At 72.6% G+C, this 15,087-nt stretch carries 15 protein-coding genes; 9 read left to right on the top strand and 6 right to left on the bottom strand.

Going from position 1 to position 15,087, the window contains the following annotated elements:
- The first annotated feature begins 209 nt into the window (after window positions 1-209).
- The 6 genes from ABZY31_RS26675 (at window position 210) to ABZY31_RS26650 (ending at window position 6,705) form a co-directional block, all read left to right on the top strand.
- Entirely contained in the window at window positions 210-641 is a 432-nt protein-coding gene (locus tag ABZY31_RS26675; RefSeq protein WP_356414908.1) for a hypothetical protein, read from the top strand.
- Window positions 638-1,438 carry a transcriptional regulator gene (locus ABZY31_RS26670; RefSeq protein WP_356414906.1) on the top strand — a complete coding sequence of 267 codons (801 nt, stop codon included), beginning with the start codon at window positions 638-640 and terminating at the stop codon, window positions 1,436-1,438. Before ABZY31_RS26675 ends, ABZY31_RS26670 begins: the two co-directional genes overlap by 4 nt.
- A gap of 71 nt (window positions 1,439-1,509) precedes the next feature.
- Window positions 1,510-1,929, top strand: coding sequence for a roadblock/LC7 domain-containing protein (locus ABZY31_RS26665; protein WP_356414903.1), 420 nt, complete (start codon window positions 1,510-1,512; stop codon window positions 1,927-1,929).
- Window positions 1,930-2,001: 72 nt separating this feature from the next.
- Window positions 2,002-2,373, top strand: a complete 372-nt coding sequence (locus ABZY31_RS26660; RefSeq protein WP_356414900.1) for a hypothetical protein — start codon at window positions 2,002-2,004, stop codon at window positions 2,371-2,373.
- A 169-nt stretch (window positions 2,374-2,542) separates the two neighbouring features.
- Window positions 2,543-6,118: a bifunctional glycosyltransferase family 2 protein/CDP-glycerol:glycerophosphate glycerophosphotransferase gene (locus ABZY31_RS26655; protein ID WP_356414897.1), complete on the top strand. Its 3,576-nt coding sequence runs from the start codon at window positions 2,543-2,545 to the stop codon at window positions 6,116-6,118.
- Window positions 6,119-6,222: 104 nt separating this feature from the next.
- Complete coding sequence (locus tag ABZY31_RS26650) at window positions 6,223-6,705, top strand: VOC family protein (RefSeq protein WP_356414894.1); 483 nt, start codon at window positions 6,223-6,225, stop codon at window positions 6,703-6,705.
- Window positions 6,706-6,744: 39 nt separating this feature from the next.
- Here ABZY31_RS26650 and ABZY31_RS26645 read toward each other — a convergent pair whose 3' ends face one another.
- Entirely contained in the window at window positions 6,745-7,479 is a 735-nt protein-coding gene (locus ABZY31_RS26645; protein WP_356414891.1) for a Sir2 family NAD-dependent protein deacetylase, read from the bottom strand.
- Between the two features lie 95 nt (window positions 7,480-7,574).
- Window positions 7,575-8,027 carry a VOC family protein gene (locus ABZY31_RS26640; protein ID WP_356414888.1) on the bottom strand — a complete coding sequence of 151 codons (453 nt, stop codon included), beginning with the start codon at window positions 8,025-8,027 and terminating at the stop codon, window positions 7,575-7,577.
- A 176-nt stretch (window positions 8,028-8,203) separates the two neighbouring features.
- Here ABZY31_RS26640 and ABZY31_RS26635 point away from each other — a divergent pair, with 176 nt between their 5' ends.
- Both ABZY31_RS26635 and ABZY31_RS26630 read left to right on the top strand, forming a co-directional pair.
- Window positions 8,204-8,827 carry a hypothetical protein gene (locus ABZY31_RS26635; RefSeq protein ID WP_356414885.1) on the top strand — a complete coding sequence of 208 codons (624 nt, stop codon included), beginning with the start codon at window positions 8,204-8,206 and terminating at the stop codon, window positions 8,825-8,827.
- Between the two features lie 84 nt (window positions 8,828-8,911).
- Complete coding sequence (locus ABZY31_RS26630; RefSeq protein ID WP_356414882.1) at window positions 8,912-9,799, top strand: GNAT family N-acetyltransferase; 888 nt, start codon at window positions 8,912-8,914, stop codon at window positions 9,797-9,799.
- A 29-nt stretch (window positions 9,800-9,828) separates the two neighbouring features.
- Here the strand turns inward: ABZY31_RS26630 and ABZY31_RS26625 are convergent, their stop codons facing one another.
- The 3 genes from ABZY31_RS26625 to ABZY31_RS26615 form a co-directional block, all read right to left on the bottom strand.
- Window positions 9,829-10,251 (bottom strand): subtilase-type protease inhibitor, encoded by a 423-nt coding sequence (locus ABZY31_RS26625; RefSeq protein ID WP_356414879.1) that lies wholly within the window; start codon window positions 10,249-10,251, stop codon window positions 9,829-9,831.
- Between the two features lie 264 nt (window positions 10,252-10,515).
- Window positions 10,516-10,899, bottom strand: coding sequence for a Crp/Fnr family transcriptional regulator (locus ABZY31_RS26620; RefSeq protein WP_356414877.1), 384 nt, complete (start codon window positions 10,897-10,899; stop codon window positions 10,516-10,518).
- Window positions 10,900-11,045: 146 nt separating this feature from the next.
- Window positions 11,046-11,330, bottom strand: a complete 285-nt coding sequence (locus ABZY31_RS26615) for a hypothetical protein (protein ID WP_356414874.1) — start codon at window positions 11,328-11,330, stop codon at window positions 11,046-11,048.
- 400 nt (window positions 11,331-11,730) lie between these two features.
- On the opposite strand from ABZY31_RS26615, the gene ABZY31_RS26610 reads away from it, so the two are divergent.
- On the top strand, window positions 11,731-14,451 hold the full coding sequence (locus ABZY31_RS26610; protein ID WP_356414871.1) for a DNRLRE domain-containing protein: 2,721 nt from the start codon (window positions 11,731-11,733) through the stop codon (window positions 14,449-14,451).
- 66 nt (window positions 14,452-14,517) lie between these two features.
- Here ABZY31_RS26610 and ABZY31_RS26605 read toward each other — a convergent pair whose 3' ends face one another.
- On the bottom strand, window positions 14,518-15,036 hold the full coding sequence (locus ABZY31_RS26605; protein WP_356414942.1) for a GNAT family N-acetyltransferase: 519 nt from the start codon (window positions 15,034-15,036) through the stop codon (window positions 14,518-14,520).
- Between the last annotated feature and the right edge of the window lie 51 nt (window positions 15,037-15,087).

Genomic DNA, 15,087 nt, shown 5'->3' with positions numbered 1-15,087 from the left:
CGGAATGCCCCTTCCCCTGGCTTCCTGATCACCTGTGAACGGGAACGACCGGTCCTGGTCGGCATCCGGCCAACCCTGCGCAGGCATCCGGCGCATGTTCCAGGAGAAAATGCCAGAACGCCCTTTCGCCGTGCGGAACTTCAGTAAGTTCCTCTCTGTCGCGCCGCACGACCGTGCACCACGCACGACCGGCCGGGAGGGGAACCCGCGTGCCCGGGATCGACGAATGCCTGCTCGAAGCCATGACGCTGCCCGGCGCGCGCGGGGCGGCGCTGGTGGACTGGAGCAGTGGACTGGCCCTCGGCACCGCGGGGGAATCACCGGTGGGGGACCACGAGACGACCGCCGCCGAGACCGCCGAGCTGGCCCGCGCCGCCGCCGAATACGAGTCCTTCGCCCCCGACGCCCCGTCCACCGGGACGGCGGACGCGGGCCCGGGCCCCGGTGCCGGTGACGAGGACGGGCCGCCCATCGAGGACCTCATCGTCACCACCCGGACGGGCTACCACGTCCTGCGCTTCGTCGAGACGAGCTTCGACAGCAGCGTCTTCCTGCACCTCTGGCTGGACCGCTCGCACGGCAACCTCGCGCTCGCCCGGATCAGACTCCGGGACCTCGCGGAAGGGCTGGTGCTCAGGTGACCACCGCGACCCCCGCCGCCGACCGCGTGCCCGGCCACGCCGCGGTCTCGCCGCTGCTCACCCGGCTCGCCGCCGAGCGGGCCACCGGAGCCCTCTTACGCGACCGCGGCACCCTCTTCCTGGAAGACGGCCGGATCGTGCACGCCGAGAGCCCGGCCACGCCCGGCCTGGAGGTGCTGCTCACCACCGGCGGCGGCCTCGCCCCCGAACGCTGGCGCGAGGCCGTGGACCGGGCCGGAGCCCGCCGCCAGGTCGCCCGGTTCCTCGTCGACAGCGGCGGCCTCGCCGGGGGCGAACTGGAGATATGCCACCTCGCCGCCATCTTCGACGCCGCGTTCTTCGCGCTCTCGCCCGGCAGCGGCCCCTCGCGCTTCCGGCGCGGCGCCACCCACTGGATCGGCTCCGTGCGCTCCGTACCCGCCGCCGCCGTCGAGCGCGAGACCCGGCGGCGGCGCGAGCTGCTGGACTCGGTGTGGCCGTACCCCCTGCTCGACACCGCGCCCGTGGTGCCCCGCACCGCCGCTCCCGGCCAGACGGTCACCAGCCGCCAGCGCCTCCTGCTGCGACAGGCAGACGGGGTGCGCACCCCGGCCGCGCTGGCCTGGGCGATGGGCCGCCCCGCCTTCCACACCCTGCTCGACGTACGGCGGCTCGCCGCGGCCGGACTCGTCGAGACCCCGCACGCACCGGTCCCCGCGCCCGCCGCGGCGCCGCTGCCGGACTGGCTCACCGACGCCCAGTCCCCGGATGTGGCCCTGCTGCGGCGGCTGCGCGACGCGCTGGAGGCAAGCCTGTGAGGCTCCCGCTGCGACCGCGCGCCGAGCGGCGCCAGGACGGGCGGGGGCGTCCCACCGAAAGGAAACCGCCCATGGTGCCCGCCGAAGCCGAAGCCGAGATCCTCGCCGAGCTGCGGCGGCTGCGGGCGCGGATCCCGCAGCTCACCGGCGCCCTCGCCGCCAGCGCTGACGGGCTGGTGCTCGCGCAGGACACGGCCGCCACCGAAGCGGAAGCCGTGGCGGCGCTGACCGCAGCCGCCCTCGGGGTGGCCCAGCGGCTCAGCGACAGCACCGGACAGGGCGACTTCCGGGAGCTGCTCGTCCGGGGCGAGCACGGGTACGTCGCCACCTACGCCGCGGGCGACGCGGCGGTCCTGACCCTGATCGCGGAACCGCGCGCGAACGTCGGCAGGCTCCACCTGGAGGCCCGTCGCTCCAGCCTGCGGATCGCCGAGCTCATAGACGGCGTCCTCGGCCGGCGCGGCCCCGAGGCCCCCGAAAGGCCCCGGTGACCCCGGGCGTCACCCCCCGTGCCACCCATGACCCATCACCCTCACCAGCAGGAACACCGGAAAGGAACTCCCATGGCCAACGTGGAGACCGCTCTCAAGGAGACCACCACCATCGACGGAGCCCTCGGCGCCGCCCTGGTCGACTACGGCAGCGGCATGGCCCTCGGTACCATCGGCGGCAGCAAGGAACTCGACCTCGCGGTGGCCGCGGCGGGCAACACCGACGTGGTCCGCGCCAAGGTCCGCACCATGGAACTGCTCGGTCTGAAGGAAGAGATCGAGGACATCCTCATCACCCTCGGTTCGCAGTACCACCTCATCCGGCTGCTGCGCGGCCGCAACTCCCAGGGTCTTTTCCTCTATCTGGCGCTGGACAAGGACCGGTCCAACCTCGCGATGGCACGTCACCAGCTGAAGCGGATCGAAGCCGAACTGGAGGTCTGACCGCACGAGCGGGCACAGTGGGGAGGCGGGCGGTTGAATTCTTTGCCGTTCGCCCCACCACTTGCGACGCTTTGTCCGGATTGGGTGGAGTTTATAAGCCCGTTACAGAGTAAGATGCTGTAATTAGCTGATCATTTGACTGATAAACCCGCTGGAGAATTCGTCACCCATGCCCCCGCGCCTGAGCATCGTCGTCCCCGTCTACAACGTCGAGCTCTACCTCGACGAGTGCCTGGAGTCTCTCGCCGCCCAGACGTTCGGCGACTTCGAAGTCGTCATGGTCGACGACGGTTCGACGGACACGAGTGCCGTCATAGCCAAGGCCTTCGCCGCACGGGACAGCCGTTTCCGGCTGGTCCTGCAGGAGAACGCCGGCCTCGGCGCCGCCCGCAACGCCGGAGCCCGGCACGTGTCCGAGGGCAGCGAGTACCTCGCCTTCGTCGACAGTGACGACACCCTGCCGGCCAACGCGTACCAGCTGATGGTCGACACCCTCGACGAGACCGGCTCGGACTTCGTCGGCGGCAACGTCCTGCGCTTCCGCTCCGTGGGCATGAACCAGTCCTGGGGGCACAAGGCGCCCTTCGCCAAGACCCGGCTGAAGACGCACATCTCCAAGTTCGCCCCGCTCGTCACCGACCGGACCGCCTGGAACAAGGTCTACCGGCGCACCTTCTGGGACGAGCACGGTTTCCAGTACCCGGAAGGCATCCTCTACGAGGACGCCCCCGTCAGCATCCCCGCGCACTACTTCGCGGCCAGCGTCGACGTCCTCAGCGACGTCGTCTACCACTGGCGCGTCCGCGAGACCGGCGAGCGCTCCATCACCCAGCGCTCCACCGACCCCGTCTCGCTCATCGACCGGGTCACCTCCGTCCGCCTGGTCCGCGACGCCCTCAAGGCCAAGACCGGCGCCAAGTACGCCCGTTACCTGCGCGAGTACGACCACAACGTGCTGAGCGAGGAACTCCCGCTCATCTACAAGTACGTGCCCGAGGGCGGCCAGGACTTCCGCGACGCGTTCGTCCGCGAAGTCGGCGGCCTCGTCCGCGAGATCGGCAGCGAGCCCTGGAGCGACCTCACCGTCGCCGACCGGCTCAAGGCGTACCTCGCCCGCGAAGGCCGCGTCGAGGACTTCATCGCCCTCCTCAAGCACCAGGGCGACTTCTCCTACAGCGTGCCCGTCAAGGGTCTCGCCCGTCCGCAGGCCGACTACCCCTTCCTCCAGGGCCGTCCGCCCGTCCCCGCCAAGGTGCTCACCCTCGGCCAGCGCGAGCTCCGCGTCGTCAGCCGGCTCGAACAGGCCGCGTGGAGCGGCGGCAAGCTGCTCCTGCGCGGCTACGCGCTGCCCGGCCACCTGGGCGCCGAGAGCCGCCTGGGCTCGCGCAAGATGCTGGTCTTCCGGGAGAAGGGCAAGCGCCGCCGCACGGTCGTCAACACCCGTACCGTCGCCGCGCCCATGGCCACCGTGAACGCCGCGCACCTCGCGCTGCGGCACGCCGACTGGGCCGGTTTCACCGCCGTCGTCGACCCCTCCGTCTTCCAGCAGGGCGGCAAGTGGCGCGACGGCACCTGGACCACCTCGGTCGCCGTCACCGGCGCCGGCGGCCTGCACCGCGCCCGCCTCAAGGGCGGCGACCACGACAGCGGCCTGACCCCGCCCGCCCACTGGGTGGCGCCGGACGTCCGGATCGTGCCCGCCGTCAGCGGTGCCTTCACCGTCACGGTCGAGGTCGTACGGGCCCGGGTCCTGGACGTCCGCCCGGCCGCCGACGGCAGCGGTTTCGACATCAGCGGCGAACTCGCCGCGGACTTCGGCCCCGGAGCCGCACTGCGCGCCCAGCACCAGAACACCGGCACCGTCCTGACCCTGCCGCTGGAGACCACCCCGGGCAGCCAGGGCGGCCGCGCCGCCTTCACCGTGCACGTGCCCCTCGCCGACCTGGCCGCCGTGCCCGACGCGGTGCCCGCCCCCGGCGAATGGCTCCCCGAGCCGTGGAACCTGTCCGTGACCCGCGCCGACGGCACCTCCGCCGACCTGGCGCACGACGAGCGCGGCGGTTTCACCGGACTCGTCATGCCGGTCCCCGGAGACGACACCGGCCGCTCCGTGTTCGTCAAGCGCACCCCCGCCGGGCACCTCTGCTTCTCGCTCCAGCCGTCGCCGCCGCTGGTGGACACCGTCAGCGCCGAGGACGGCACGCTGACCCTGGGCGGCACCTTCCTCCCGCCCGCGAGCGCCGCCGACGAGCCGTACGAGCTGGTCCTGCACAACTGGCACGGCGAGGAGTACACCTACCCCGTCACCCACGGGAACGGCCGCTTCCAGGCCGTCTTCACCCCGATGCTGCCCGAGCCCTTCGCCGGGAAGACCTCGCTCCCGCACGGCCGCTGGTGGCCGACGCTGCGCCCGGTCAGCCAGGGCGGAACGACCGCGAGCCTGCTCGGCGTCGACCGGGGCGCCCCGGTCCAGCTGATCGCCCCCGCGCTCGGCAAGGGCCCCGTGGCCCTGACCGTCGAGGGCCGCCGGATGCGCGTGGAAGCCCGCTTCTACGACCGCATGGCGCTGGTCACCGACCCGCTGCTGACCCCGCACGACCGCTCCCGGTACGCCCAGCGCATCGCCCGTGACGTGACCTACCCGACGCAGCGCCGCGCGCCGCTCAAGGACATGGTCGTCTACGACACCTTCCAGGGGAACGGCGCCGGTGACTCGCCGCGCGCCATCCACGAGGAGCTGCTGCGCCGGGGCGAGAAGCTGGAGCACGTCTGGCTGGTCCGCGACGGCCGCGCCGAGGTCCCCTCCACCGCTCGCGCGGTGCAGTACAGCAGCCTGGAATCGTGGGACGTGCTGGCCCGCGCCCGGTACTACGTCGTCAACGACAGCGTCCCCTCGCAGTTCTTCCGCCGCGAGGGCCAGGTCGTCGTCCAGACCTGGCACGGCACGCCGCTCAAGCAGATCGGTCACGACTTCATCCACGACTACTACTCGAGCCCCGAGGTGCTGGAGTCGCTGGCGCACGACAGCGCCCAGTGGTCCCTGCTCGCCTCCCCGAGCAGCTTCGCCACGCCCGTCCTCAAGCGGGCCCTCGGCTTCGACGGCGAGGTCCTGGAGGTCGGCAGTCCGCGCACGGACGCGCTGGTGCGTCCCGACGCCGACCGGATCGCCGAGGTCCGCCGCCGGCTCGGCCTGCCCGAGGGCAAGAAGGTCGTGCTGTACATGCCGACCTGGCGCGAGAACAACGAGGGCTGGAGCGGCGGCTACAAGCTCGACCTGCGGATCGACCTGGACGAGGCCCGGCGCGAGCTGGGCGAGGACCACGTGCTGCTGGTCCGCGGCCACTACCGGGTGACCGAGCAGGTCCGCGACGGGGTCCGCGACGGTTTCGTGGTGGACGTCTCCCGTTGGCCCGACACCACCGATCTGCTGCTGGTGGCCGACGTCCTCATCTCGGACTACTCGTCCGCGATGTGCGACTTCGCGCTCACCGACCGCCCGATCCTGCTGTTCACCTACGACCTGGCGCACTACCACGGCACGCTGCGCGGCCTCACCATCGACCTGGAGGCCAAGGGTCCCGGCCCGCTGCTGGAGGACTCGGCGAGCCTGATCGCGGCGGTGCGGAACGCGGACGCGGTGGGCGCGGAGTACGCCGCCCGGCGCGCGGCCTTCCGCGCCGAGTTCTGCGACCTGGACGACGGCCGGGCCGCCGAGCGCGTCGTCGACCGCATGCTGGAGATGTAGCCCGTACGGGTGCTTCGCGGACAGGTCCCGGGCCCACCGATGAGAATCGGGCCCGGGGCCGGTCTGTATGGGTGGACAACAGCCCGCACCCGATGGAGGCAGTCATGATCAGCAACGGTTTCACCACGTGCCTGTGGTTCGACGGCAACGCGGAGGAGGCCGCCGACTTCTACCTCTCCGTCTTCAAGGACGGCAAGCGCGGCCGGACCGGTCGCTACACCGACGCGGGTCCCGGCGAGGCCGGCTCGGTGATGGTCGTCGAGTTCGAGATCAACGGGCAGAAGTTCGTCGGCCTCAACGGCGGCCCCCAGTTCACCTTCAGCGAGGCCGTCTCCTTCCAGATCCACTGCGACGACCAGGCCGAGGTGGACCACTACTGGCAGGCGCTGACCGCGGGCGGCGGCGAGGAATCGGTCTGCGGCTGGCTCAAGGACCGCTTCGGCCTGTCCTGGCAGGTCGTTCCGGCCGAGGTGATCGACCTGATCAGCGACCCCGACCCGGAGAAGGCCGCCCGGGCCAGCGCCGCCGTGTACACGATGAAGAAGATCGACCTGGCGGCGGTGAAGAAGGCGCACGCGGGCGGCTGATCCGCGCGGTGCGGGGCGGTTCCGCCCGGCGGGCCGGACCTACACCTGGACGTCCTGGAGCCGGTCGAGGAGGCTGGGCAGCGCGCTCCCGATCGGCTCCCTGATCAGCTCGTCGGCGAGCGCGTCGTACGGGGTCTCCTCGGCGTTGACGATGATCAGACGGGCTCCGTGCTCCGCCGCGATCCCCGCCAGCGAGGCGGCGGGCTGCACCTGGAGCGTGCTGCCCACGGCGATGAAGACCTGGCAGCCCTTGGCGACCGCCACGGCCTGCGCCAGCACCTCCGGGTCCAGCCGCTCGCCGAACATCACCGTCGCCGCCTTGAGGATCCCGCCGCAGGTCAGACAGGCGGGGTCGGGCTCGCCCGCCGCGACCCGTTCCAGGGTCTCCGCCATCGGGGACCGGACGTGGCACCGGGTGCAGACGACCGCCCGGGCGGTGCCGTGCAGCTCGAAGACCTTGCGGTCGGGCATCCCCGCGAGCTGGTGCAGCCCGTCGACGTTCTGGGTGACGACCCGGACCGGGGTCCCGCCGCGCTCCAGGGCGGCCACGGCCAGGTGCGCCGCGTTGGGCCGCGCCCCGAGCGCCGCGATCTCGGCCCGCATCAGCCAGGAGCGCCGCCGGATCTCCGGATCCGCCATGTAGTACTCGTACGTCACCAGCTTCTCCGCGCCGGGCTCCCGGCGCCAGAGACCCTGCGGCCCCCGGTAGTCCGGAATCCCGGAATCGGTGGACATCCCGGCCCCACTGAACACGACGACAAGCGGCTTCCCCATGCCCCGACCCTACGCAGGCCGGGGGCGCCGGGGCGACCCATTACCCGGCGCGCCGGACAGCCGGGCGGGGCCGGGCCCGGCCGTCCGGCGCGCGCTCACTGCACGCAGAACTCGTTGCCCTCGGGGTCCGCCATCACCAGGTGCGCGCTGCCGTGCTCCTCCACCGACCGCAGCACCGCCGCCCCCAGGGCGGTCAGCCGCTCGCTCTCCGCCACCCGGCGCTCCGGGCCGAAGTGCAGGTCGATGTGCAGCCGGTTCTTGCCCTGCTTCGGCTCGGGGACGGCGTTGAACAGCACCCGCCGCCCCAGCCCGACCCCGGTCGTCGGATCGACCGGGTCGTCGGGGTGGCGGACGGCGGCCGCGCCGCGCCAGACCGTGCGGCCGTCCACCACCTTCCAGTCGGCTTCGGTGACGGCGCCGAAGCCGATCAGCCGGTCGATCAGTTCGCTGTGGTCCTCGCGTGCGTAGCCGAGCGCGGCGGACCAGAAGTGCGCGAGGCGCAGCGGATCGGCGCAGTCGACGACGAGCTTCCATTGCACCGGGGTCATGACAGCCTCCAGGGAACGCACGGACCGGATCTCGCTCCCGTTATAACCGGGCGCACTGACAACGGCCCTCCGGCGCCCGGCTGAGTACCCGTACTCAGGTGCCCGCGGGCCGCGGTGGTGATACTGGTCGCTCCAGCCCCGCCCCCGGGGGACCGCCCGCAGGACCTGGAGATGCCGTGACACCCCGCCGCGCTCGCGCCGCCGCCCTCTTCGTCTCCGCTCTGCTCGCGCTGACCGGCTGCGGAACCACGGTGACCACGGGGAGCGGCGGACCCGGCCCGTCGGGGTCGCCGTCCGCGTCCCCGTCCGTGGACTACGCCGCCCTGGCCAGGGAGGCCGCCGTCCGGCACGACCGGGACCACCCGGAGATCGCCGCCCGCTGCGCTGGCCGGGCCACCGCTCTGCCCCCGGCACCCGGAGCCACCACCGGGACCGATCCGGAGGCGAACAAGTACGCCGAGAACAACGCCTTCAAGCGGGAGCTGCCCGACACCCCCATGGAGGAGTGCAAGGGCGCGGCCCACGCCGAGCGCATCCGTGCCGCCCTGACCGGCGCCGGCAAGACCGTCCCGCACACCGAGGCGCAGCTGCGGACCGCCCTGGAGGGCCTCGGGTACACGGTGGGACCGGGCGCCATCGTCGCCGACGCCGCAACGCCCGACAGCGGCAGGCTCTGGTTCCAGCTGCGGGTCCACGAGGGGGGTCCTTGCGTCGGCGGCCAACTGCACGACCCGGTGCGGATCGAGACCCACGGTTCGTACATGGAGGGCGGCTGCTGGCAGCCCAAGGGCGGCCACTGACGGCCTGTCACCCCGCAAGCTCCCGTGGGCCGTCCGGATCGGCACCGTACCGGCCGGCGCCGTTCCTCTGGTAGAACACCGCTCATGACGGCATTCGAGATCGCCGGCGCGAGCGCCGCCGACATGGAACTGTTCCGGGCCTGGGCCGACGACGAGGGGTGGAACCCGGGCCACAGCGACCGGCTGGCCTTCGTCGTGGCCGACCCGGGCGGCTTCCTCGTGGGCCGCCTCGACGGGGAACCCGTGGCCTGCGTCTCCGCGGTCCGCTACGGCGCCGGGTTCGGGTTCATCGGGTTCTACATCGCCCGCCCCGCGGTGCGCGGCCAGGGGTACGGCATCCAGCTCTGGAACGCCGCGATGCAGCGGCTCGACGGGCGCCTCATCGGCCTCGACGGGGTCGTCGCCCAGCAGGACAACTACCGCAAGTCCGGGTTCCGTTCCGCGTGGAACAACGTCCGTCACGAGGGCGTTCCGAGCGCGGAGGCGGCGCGGGACGCCGCCTCGGGCAAGGAAGCCGAGGGCATCGAGGTGATCGACGCCCGCTCCCTGCCCTTCGCCCAACTGGCGGCCTACGACCGGCGGTTCTTCCCCGAGGCGCGCGACTCCTTCCTCGCCGCCTGGACCGGACTGCCCGGCCGCACCGCCCTCGCCGCCGTCCGCGACGGGCGGATCGAGGGCCTCGGCGTGATCCGGCCGTGCAGCGGGGCCTCGCGGATCGGGCCGCTGTACGCCGCCGGGCCGGCCGTCGCCGCCGCCCTGGTCCAGCGGCTGGCGGCGACGGTGCCCGGGGGCCCGGGCGGGGGAGCGGGAGCGGTGGCGGTGGACGTACCCGACACCCATCCCGACGCCCTCGCCCTGATGTCCGGACTCGGCCTCGTCCCCACCTTCGAGGCCGCCCGGATGTACACGGGCCCCGCGCCCGAGGTGGACCTCCCCGGTCTGTACGGGGTCACCAGCCTCGAACTGGGCTGAAATGGCTGCCGATCGCCATGCCGGGCCGGTCAGAAGGAGAAGACGACCCCGCTGCCGTTCCGCAGCGCGCAGCGGTTGGCGAAGGTGTGGTCGTAGGTGAACCGCTTGCCCTGCCAGACGCCGTCGGCCGTCACCGTCACCGGGTCCCACTCGCGGGTGCACATCGCCCCCGCGCCGCCCGACGTGATGAGATCCGGCTGACCGGCGGCCGACAGTAACTCCTTACACGCGCCGGCCGGGTCCGGGTGCGTCCCGCTCGGCCGGGGGGCGCAGCTGAGCGTCACGGCGCGCAGGACCGTACCGTCCCGGGCGTCGTCGCCCGCCGTGATCCCGAGCACCAGCGCGGACGGCGCGTAGAGGCTCTCGGTGCCGGAGGGCGCCGCGTCGGCCGCTCCCGAGCCGGCCAGCGACGTGAGCGCGGTGAGCGCCATGGCCGCCGTAGCGAGACCCATACCCCTTGCGATGGACCGCATTTCGAACACTCCCTTGGGTGGTTGTTTCGGATAACGGACACGAGTGTTGCCCACCCAGGGCATGGCCGCAGACCCGTACCCCGATTTCGCGTCACCCAAAGCGACCGGATGATCGCAGGTTGTGTCGGCGAGGTGGCCTGTGACCTGTAGGAAAACCTGTATAGAACCTGTATACGAAACGGCCGAAGATCGGTCCGTCGACATCGGGCCACCGGCGGCCCGCGAGGGGTCCGGTCGGCAGCGCTAGTGAGGGGCGTACAGGTCGAGCAGACGGGTGCGGGTCTGGTGCAGGCGGTGGGCCAGGACCCGGCCCACCCACTGGCCCACGGCGGAGCCGAAGGCGGGGTCGGCGTCCATCAGCATCCGGACGGTCATCCCGTCGAACTCGTACGCCCGCACCGGGGTCATCGCTTCGGCGCACAGCTGCCAGACGTACGGCGGGAACAGCCACGACCAGCCCACCAGCTCGCCGGGGCCGAGGCTCTCCACGGGAGCGGAGCGGTGTCCGGGCACCGGGATCTCCAGGGTGACGGTCCCGGAGCGCACGATCCAGAAGGTTTCGGCCCGGTTTCCTTCGTCGAAGATCCGGAAACCTTCGGGGAAGTTGACCTCACGCGCGTGGCTCATCAGCCGTCCACGGTGTTCGGTGGACAGGGCGGCAGCGAGTCGGATGGGGGAAGGATTGCTCACGACGGCCTCCGATCGGGACCCCCCTGTTCCACCAGTGTCGCCGACCGCGGGCCCGATGGCTGTCCTGCGTCGCGATCCGGGTCTCATTCGTCCGCGTCGGCCTCCAGGCAGGCCAGCTCCATCGCGTCGAGCACCGCCTCGTAACTGCGCTGGCTCAGCTCCGCGACGTTCTCGATCTGCGCGGTCGCCCACGCCGACAGCGTCATGACCAGGACGCGGAGCCCGTCCGTGCCGTGCTCGGCGAGGATCGCGTCCGCCAGGACCATCGCGTCCTCCGGCACCCGCTCCGGGGGCTCCAGCCCGGCCAGCTCGCGCAGCAGGGTGATGGTGCGGCGCGAGATCTCCGGGGTGATCCTCGCCAGCCGCATGTCTTCTTCCCTGTCCATCCGCCCCCGCTTTCCGCCGACCGAGCCGAGCGCCCTGCAGGCACCGTAGAGGGACCCGGCCCACGGCGTGGCGCTTTCGCCAGGGTGGCCGCCGCCCGGTGTCCCGCCCCGGGGCCGCACGCTCCTTCCCCCGGGGACGACCGGCCGGCAACTCGACCGCGCTCCATCGGGGCGACAACCGGCCACCGGGCGCACCGGGCGGAGAGTTCGCCGGCGGTGCCGTTCGGCATCCGATCGGTCAAGTGTGGTGAACGGCGACCGGATCCCCCCTAAGGTGCGCCCGTACGCATGGTTTCGGATCGGCTGTTTCCAGCCATGCGCTCACCCGCACCACCATCACCTCGCTCAATGAACTGGGGGGTTCATGCGTAGATCCACAAGCATGGCGACCGCGCTCGCCGTCGCCCTGTCCGGCGGCGCCGCAGCCATCGGACTCGGCCTCGTACCGCAAGCCGCGGCGCTCACGCCGCCCGTCGCCTTCACCGCCGACGCGCTGTCGACCTGGCAGCCCAACGGCGTCGTCTGGGCGCTAGCCGAGGCGAACGGCACCGTCTTCGCGGGAGGCACCTTCTCGGCCGTCCGGCCGCCCGAAGGCGGCGCCGGGGCCGAGCAGTCCGCGGTCAACTTCGTCGCCCTCGACGCGGCGACCGGCGCCCCGACCGCCTGCAAGCTCTCCTTCACCGTCGGCGGGGGCACCGCCACCGTCCGTGCGCTGGTCCTGTCGCCCGACAAGCAGACCCTGTACGCGGGCGGGTACTTCGGCGCCGTCAACGGCACCCCGGTCTCCAGCCTCGCCGCGATCGACGTGGCGACCTGCACCCCCAAGGCGTCCTTCCACCCGTCCTTCGCGGCCACGGTCCGCGCGCTCGCCGTCACCGGCGACACCGTCTACGCCGGCGGCGACTTCCTGACCGTCCAGGGCCAGCCCCGCCAGCGGTTCGCCGCCGTCGACGCGGACGACGGAGCCCTCAAGCCCTTCACGGCCGACGCTGACGAACCGGGGCGCGCCGTCGAGGTCACCCCCAACGGCCAGAACGTGCTGATCGGCGGCGACTTCTTCACCGTCAACGGCGCGAACACCCACGCGCTCGCCGTCGTGGACGCCACCAGCGGCGCGCTCACCAAGTCCTACCCGGGCTTCATCGACACCAACTCCGTCGTCAAGGACATCGCCACCGACGCCACCGGCTTCTACACCGGCAACGAAGGCACCGGCGGCGGGGTGTTCGACGGCCGCATCGCCCTCAACCTCGGCGACTTCAACCAGCGGTGGCGCGACACCTGCCTCGGCGCCACCCAGGCCGTCCTGCCTTACCAGAACGTCCTCTACAGCGCCTCGCACGCGCACGACTGCTCCAGCGTCGGCGAGTACCCCGACGGCCAGCGCCACCACCTGCTCGCCGAACCCACCAGCGGCACGGCGAAACTCGGCTGGGCACCCGACACCAACGACGGCATCGGCGAGGGCATCGGCCCGCGCGTGATGACCGTCGGATCCAAGGCCGGGGTCCAATACCTTTGGGTCGGCGGCGAGTTCACCGCCGTCAACGGCTCGGCCCAGCAGAGCCTGACCCGGTTCGCGTCCACCGGCGACACCGGGGCGCCGACCGTCCCGGTCGCGAGCGCGGTGAGCTACAAGCCGGGCCAGGTACAGGTCCGCTGGCGCACCAGCCTCGACCTCGACGACAGCACGCTCACCTACAAGGTGTACCGGAACGGCTCGGCCACCCCGATCGCCACGGTCGGCGCCGACTCGCTGTTCTTCCGGCGCCCCCAGGCCTCGTGGACCGACACCACCGTCTCGGCGGGCCAGACGTACAGCTACCGGGTGAGCGCCACCGACGGCGCGGGCAACACCAGCGCCCTCTCCGCGACGGCCTCGGTGACCGTCCCGGCCACCGTGGACGCCTACCCGAACCAAGTCCGCACGGACGGCGCCGCGCAGTACTGGCGCTACGACGAGAGCGCGCTGCCCTTCGTCGCCGACTCCTCCGACGGCGGCAACTCCGGCGGCGTCCACCTCAATGCCCCGGCGCTGCGCCAGAGCCCGGGCGCGGTCACCGGCGCCAGTACGGCGATCGGCTTCAACGGCGCGAACACCCAGGTCTACGGCGACCGCCGCTCGACCGTCGGGAACACCTACACGCTGGAAACCTGGTTCAGGACGAACACCACCCGCGGCGGCAAACTCCTCGGCTTCGGCAACAACCAGGCGAACAACAGCAGTCAGTACGACAAGCACCTCTACATGACCAACGACGGCCGCCTCGTCTACGGCGTCTACATCGGCAGCACCCGCACCATCACCACCGGCGGCAGCGCCCGTTACAACGACGACCAGTGGCACCACGTCGTCGCGACGCAGGGCGCCGGCGGCATGGTCCTGTACGTGGACGGAGCGCAGCAGGGCACCCTGAACGTCACCACCAACGAGAACTTCGCCGGTTACTGGCACGTGGGCGGCGACAACCTCAACGGCTGGCCGGATCGGCCCCTCAGCGACTACTGGGCGGGCCGGCTCGACGAGACCGCCGTCTACCCGACGGTCCTCACCCCCGCCCAGGTGCAGAACCACTTCGCCCTCGCCACGGCCCCGGCCGACTCGGTCGTGCAGGTCCAGGCCGCCGAGGACACCTACGCCAACGCGGGCGCGCCCGGCACCAACTTCGGCGCCTCCGGTTCGCTGGCGGTGGGCGGCAGCGCGCTCTACCAGAGCTACCTGCGCTTCAACCTGCCCGCCGCGCCCGCCGGTACGGTCCTGAAGTCGGCCACGCTGAGCGTCAAGACCAGCACCATGAGCGGGGCGGGCACCACCGACACGGTGTCCGTGGTTCCCGTCACCGGCGCGTGGACGGAGACGGGCACCACCTACACCAACCGTCCGGCCCTGGGCGCCACCGCCCTCGGCGCCTTCGCGGGGATCGCGGACGGCTCGGCGGTCGCCACGACCGCCCTGGACACGGCCACCGTCGCGGCGGCCCTGAACAGCGCCTACAGCCTGGCGCTGACCAACGGAGGCAGTGACCCGGCGTGGCTGTGGTCCTCCGAGGCCGGCGCGAACGAAGGGACGCCGCAGCTGTCCCTGACCTTCGGGCCCCAGTAGCACCGGGGCGGTACGGGGGTGCGGGCCCCGGCGATCCCGGGGGCCCGCACCCCCGCGTCCGGCGCGCTACCCGCCGGCCCGGGGCGCCGCCCGGAGCCGCCAGCGGACCTCGCCGTCCACCGCCTCGCGGGTGGGGGCGAGCCCGCAGGCGGCGGCCACGGCCGCCGAGGCGCGATGGTCCGGGTGGATGTGCGCGACGACCGTGTGCACGGCGGCGGCCCCCACCGGCTCCGTCAGCCGGGCCACCAGGGCGCGCGCGGCCTCCGTCGCATAACCGTGGCCCTGCCAGGCGGTGCCGATGACCCAGGCCACCTCCGCGACGCCGTCCTCGACGGTGGCCTGTACGGTCCCCACCAGCCGGCCCGTGGCACGCGGTCGCAGCACCCAGTTCCCCCACAGCACCGCCGGGTCGGGGGAGCCCGCGCTCTGCCGGGCGTAGCGGGCGCGCAGCGCGTCGAGGTCCGGGGGAACGCCGCCGATGAAGCGGTGCAGCGCGGGGTCGGCCAGTACCCCGGCCATCTCCTCGGCGTGCGCGACGGCCAGCGGCACCAGCTCCAGCCGCGCCGCCGGGATCAGCCCGGGCAGCGCGGCGGGACCGGCGGCCGGCCCGGGCTCCGGACGGATCCGGTCCGCGGC

The sequence above is a fragment of the Streptomyces sp. NPDC006529 genome, assembly GCF_040611795.1.
Lineage (GTDB): Bacteria > Actinomycetota > Actinomycetes > Streptomycetales > Streptomycetaceae > Streptomyces.
Note: the sequence above shows the minus strand (reverse complement) of the source record. Positions and strands in the feature narration are given on the sequence as shown.

Excerpts from the sequence above, each read along its gene's own strand:
- ABZY31_RS26665 (WP_356414903.1), top strand. The coding sequence starts at position 1,510 with ATGGTGCCCGCCGAAGCCGAAGCCGAGATCCTCGCCGAGCTGCGGCGG.
- ABZY31_RS26660 (WP_356414900.1), top strand. The coding sequence starts at position 2,002 with ATGGCCAACGTGGAGACCGCTCTCAAGGAGACCACCACCATCGACGGA.
- ABZY31_RS26655 (WP_356414897.1), top strand. The coding sequence starts at position 2,543 with ATGCCCCCGCGCCTGAGCATCGTCGTCCCCGTCTACAACGTCGAGCTC.
- ABZY31_RS26650 (WP_356414894.1), top strand. The coding sequence starts at position 6,223 with ATGATCAGCAACGGTTTCACCACGTGCCTGTGGTTCGACGGCAACGCG.
- ABZY31_RS26645 (WP_356414891.1), bottom strand. The coding sequence starts at position 7,479 with ATGGGGAAGCCGCTTGTCGTCGTGTTCAGTGGGGCCGGGATGTCCACC.
- ABZY31_RS26640 (WP_356414888.1), bottom strand. The coding sequence starts at position 8,027 with ATGACCCCGGTGCAATGGAAGCTCGTCGTCGACTGCGCCGATCCGCTG.
- ABZY31_RS26630 (WP_356414882.1), top strand. The coding sequence starts at position 8,912 with ATGACGGCATTCGAGATCGCCGGCGCGAGCGCCGCCGACATGGAACTG.
- ABZY31_RS26625 (WP_356414879.1), bottom strand. The coding sequence starts at position 10,251 with ATGGGTCTCGCTACGGCGGCCATGGCGCTCACCGCGCTCACGTCGCTG.
- ABZY31_RS26620 (WP_356414877.1), bottom strand. The coding sequence starts at position 10,899 with ATGAGCCACGCGCGTGAGGTCAACTTCCCCGAAGGTTTCCGGATCTTC.
- ABZY31_RS26615 (WP_356414874.1), bottom strand. The coding sequence starts at position 11,330 with ATGCGGCTGGCGAGGATCACCCCGGAGATCTCGCGCCGCACCATCACC.
- ABZY31_RS26610 (WP_356414871.1), top strand. The coding sequence starts at position 11,731 with ATGGCGACCGCGCTCGCCGTCGCCCTGTCCGGCGGCGCCGCAGCCATC.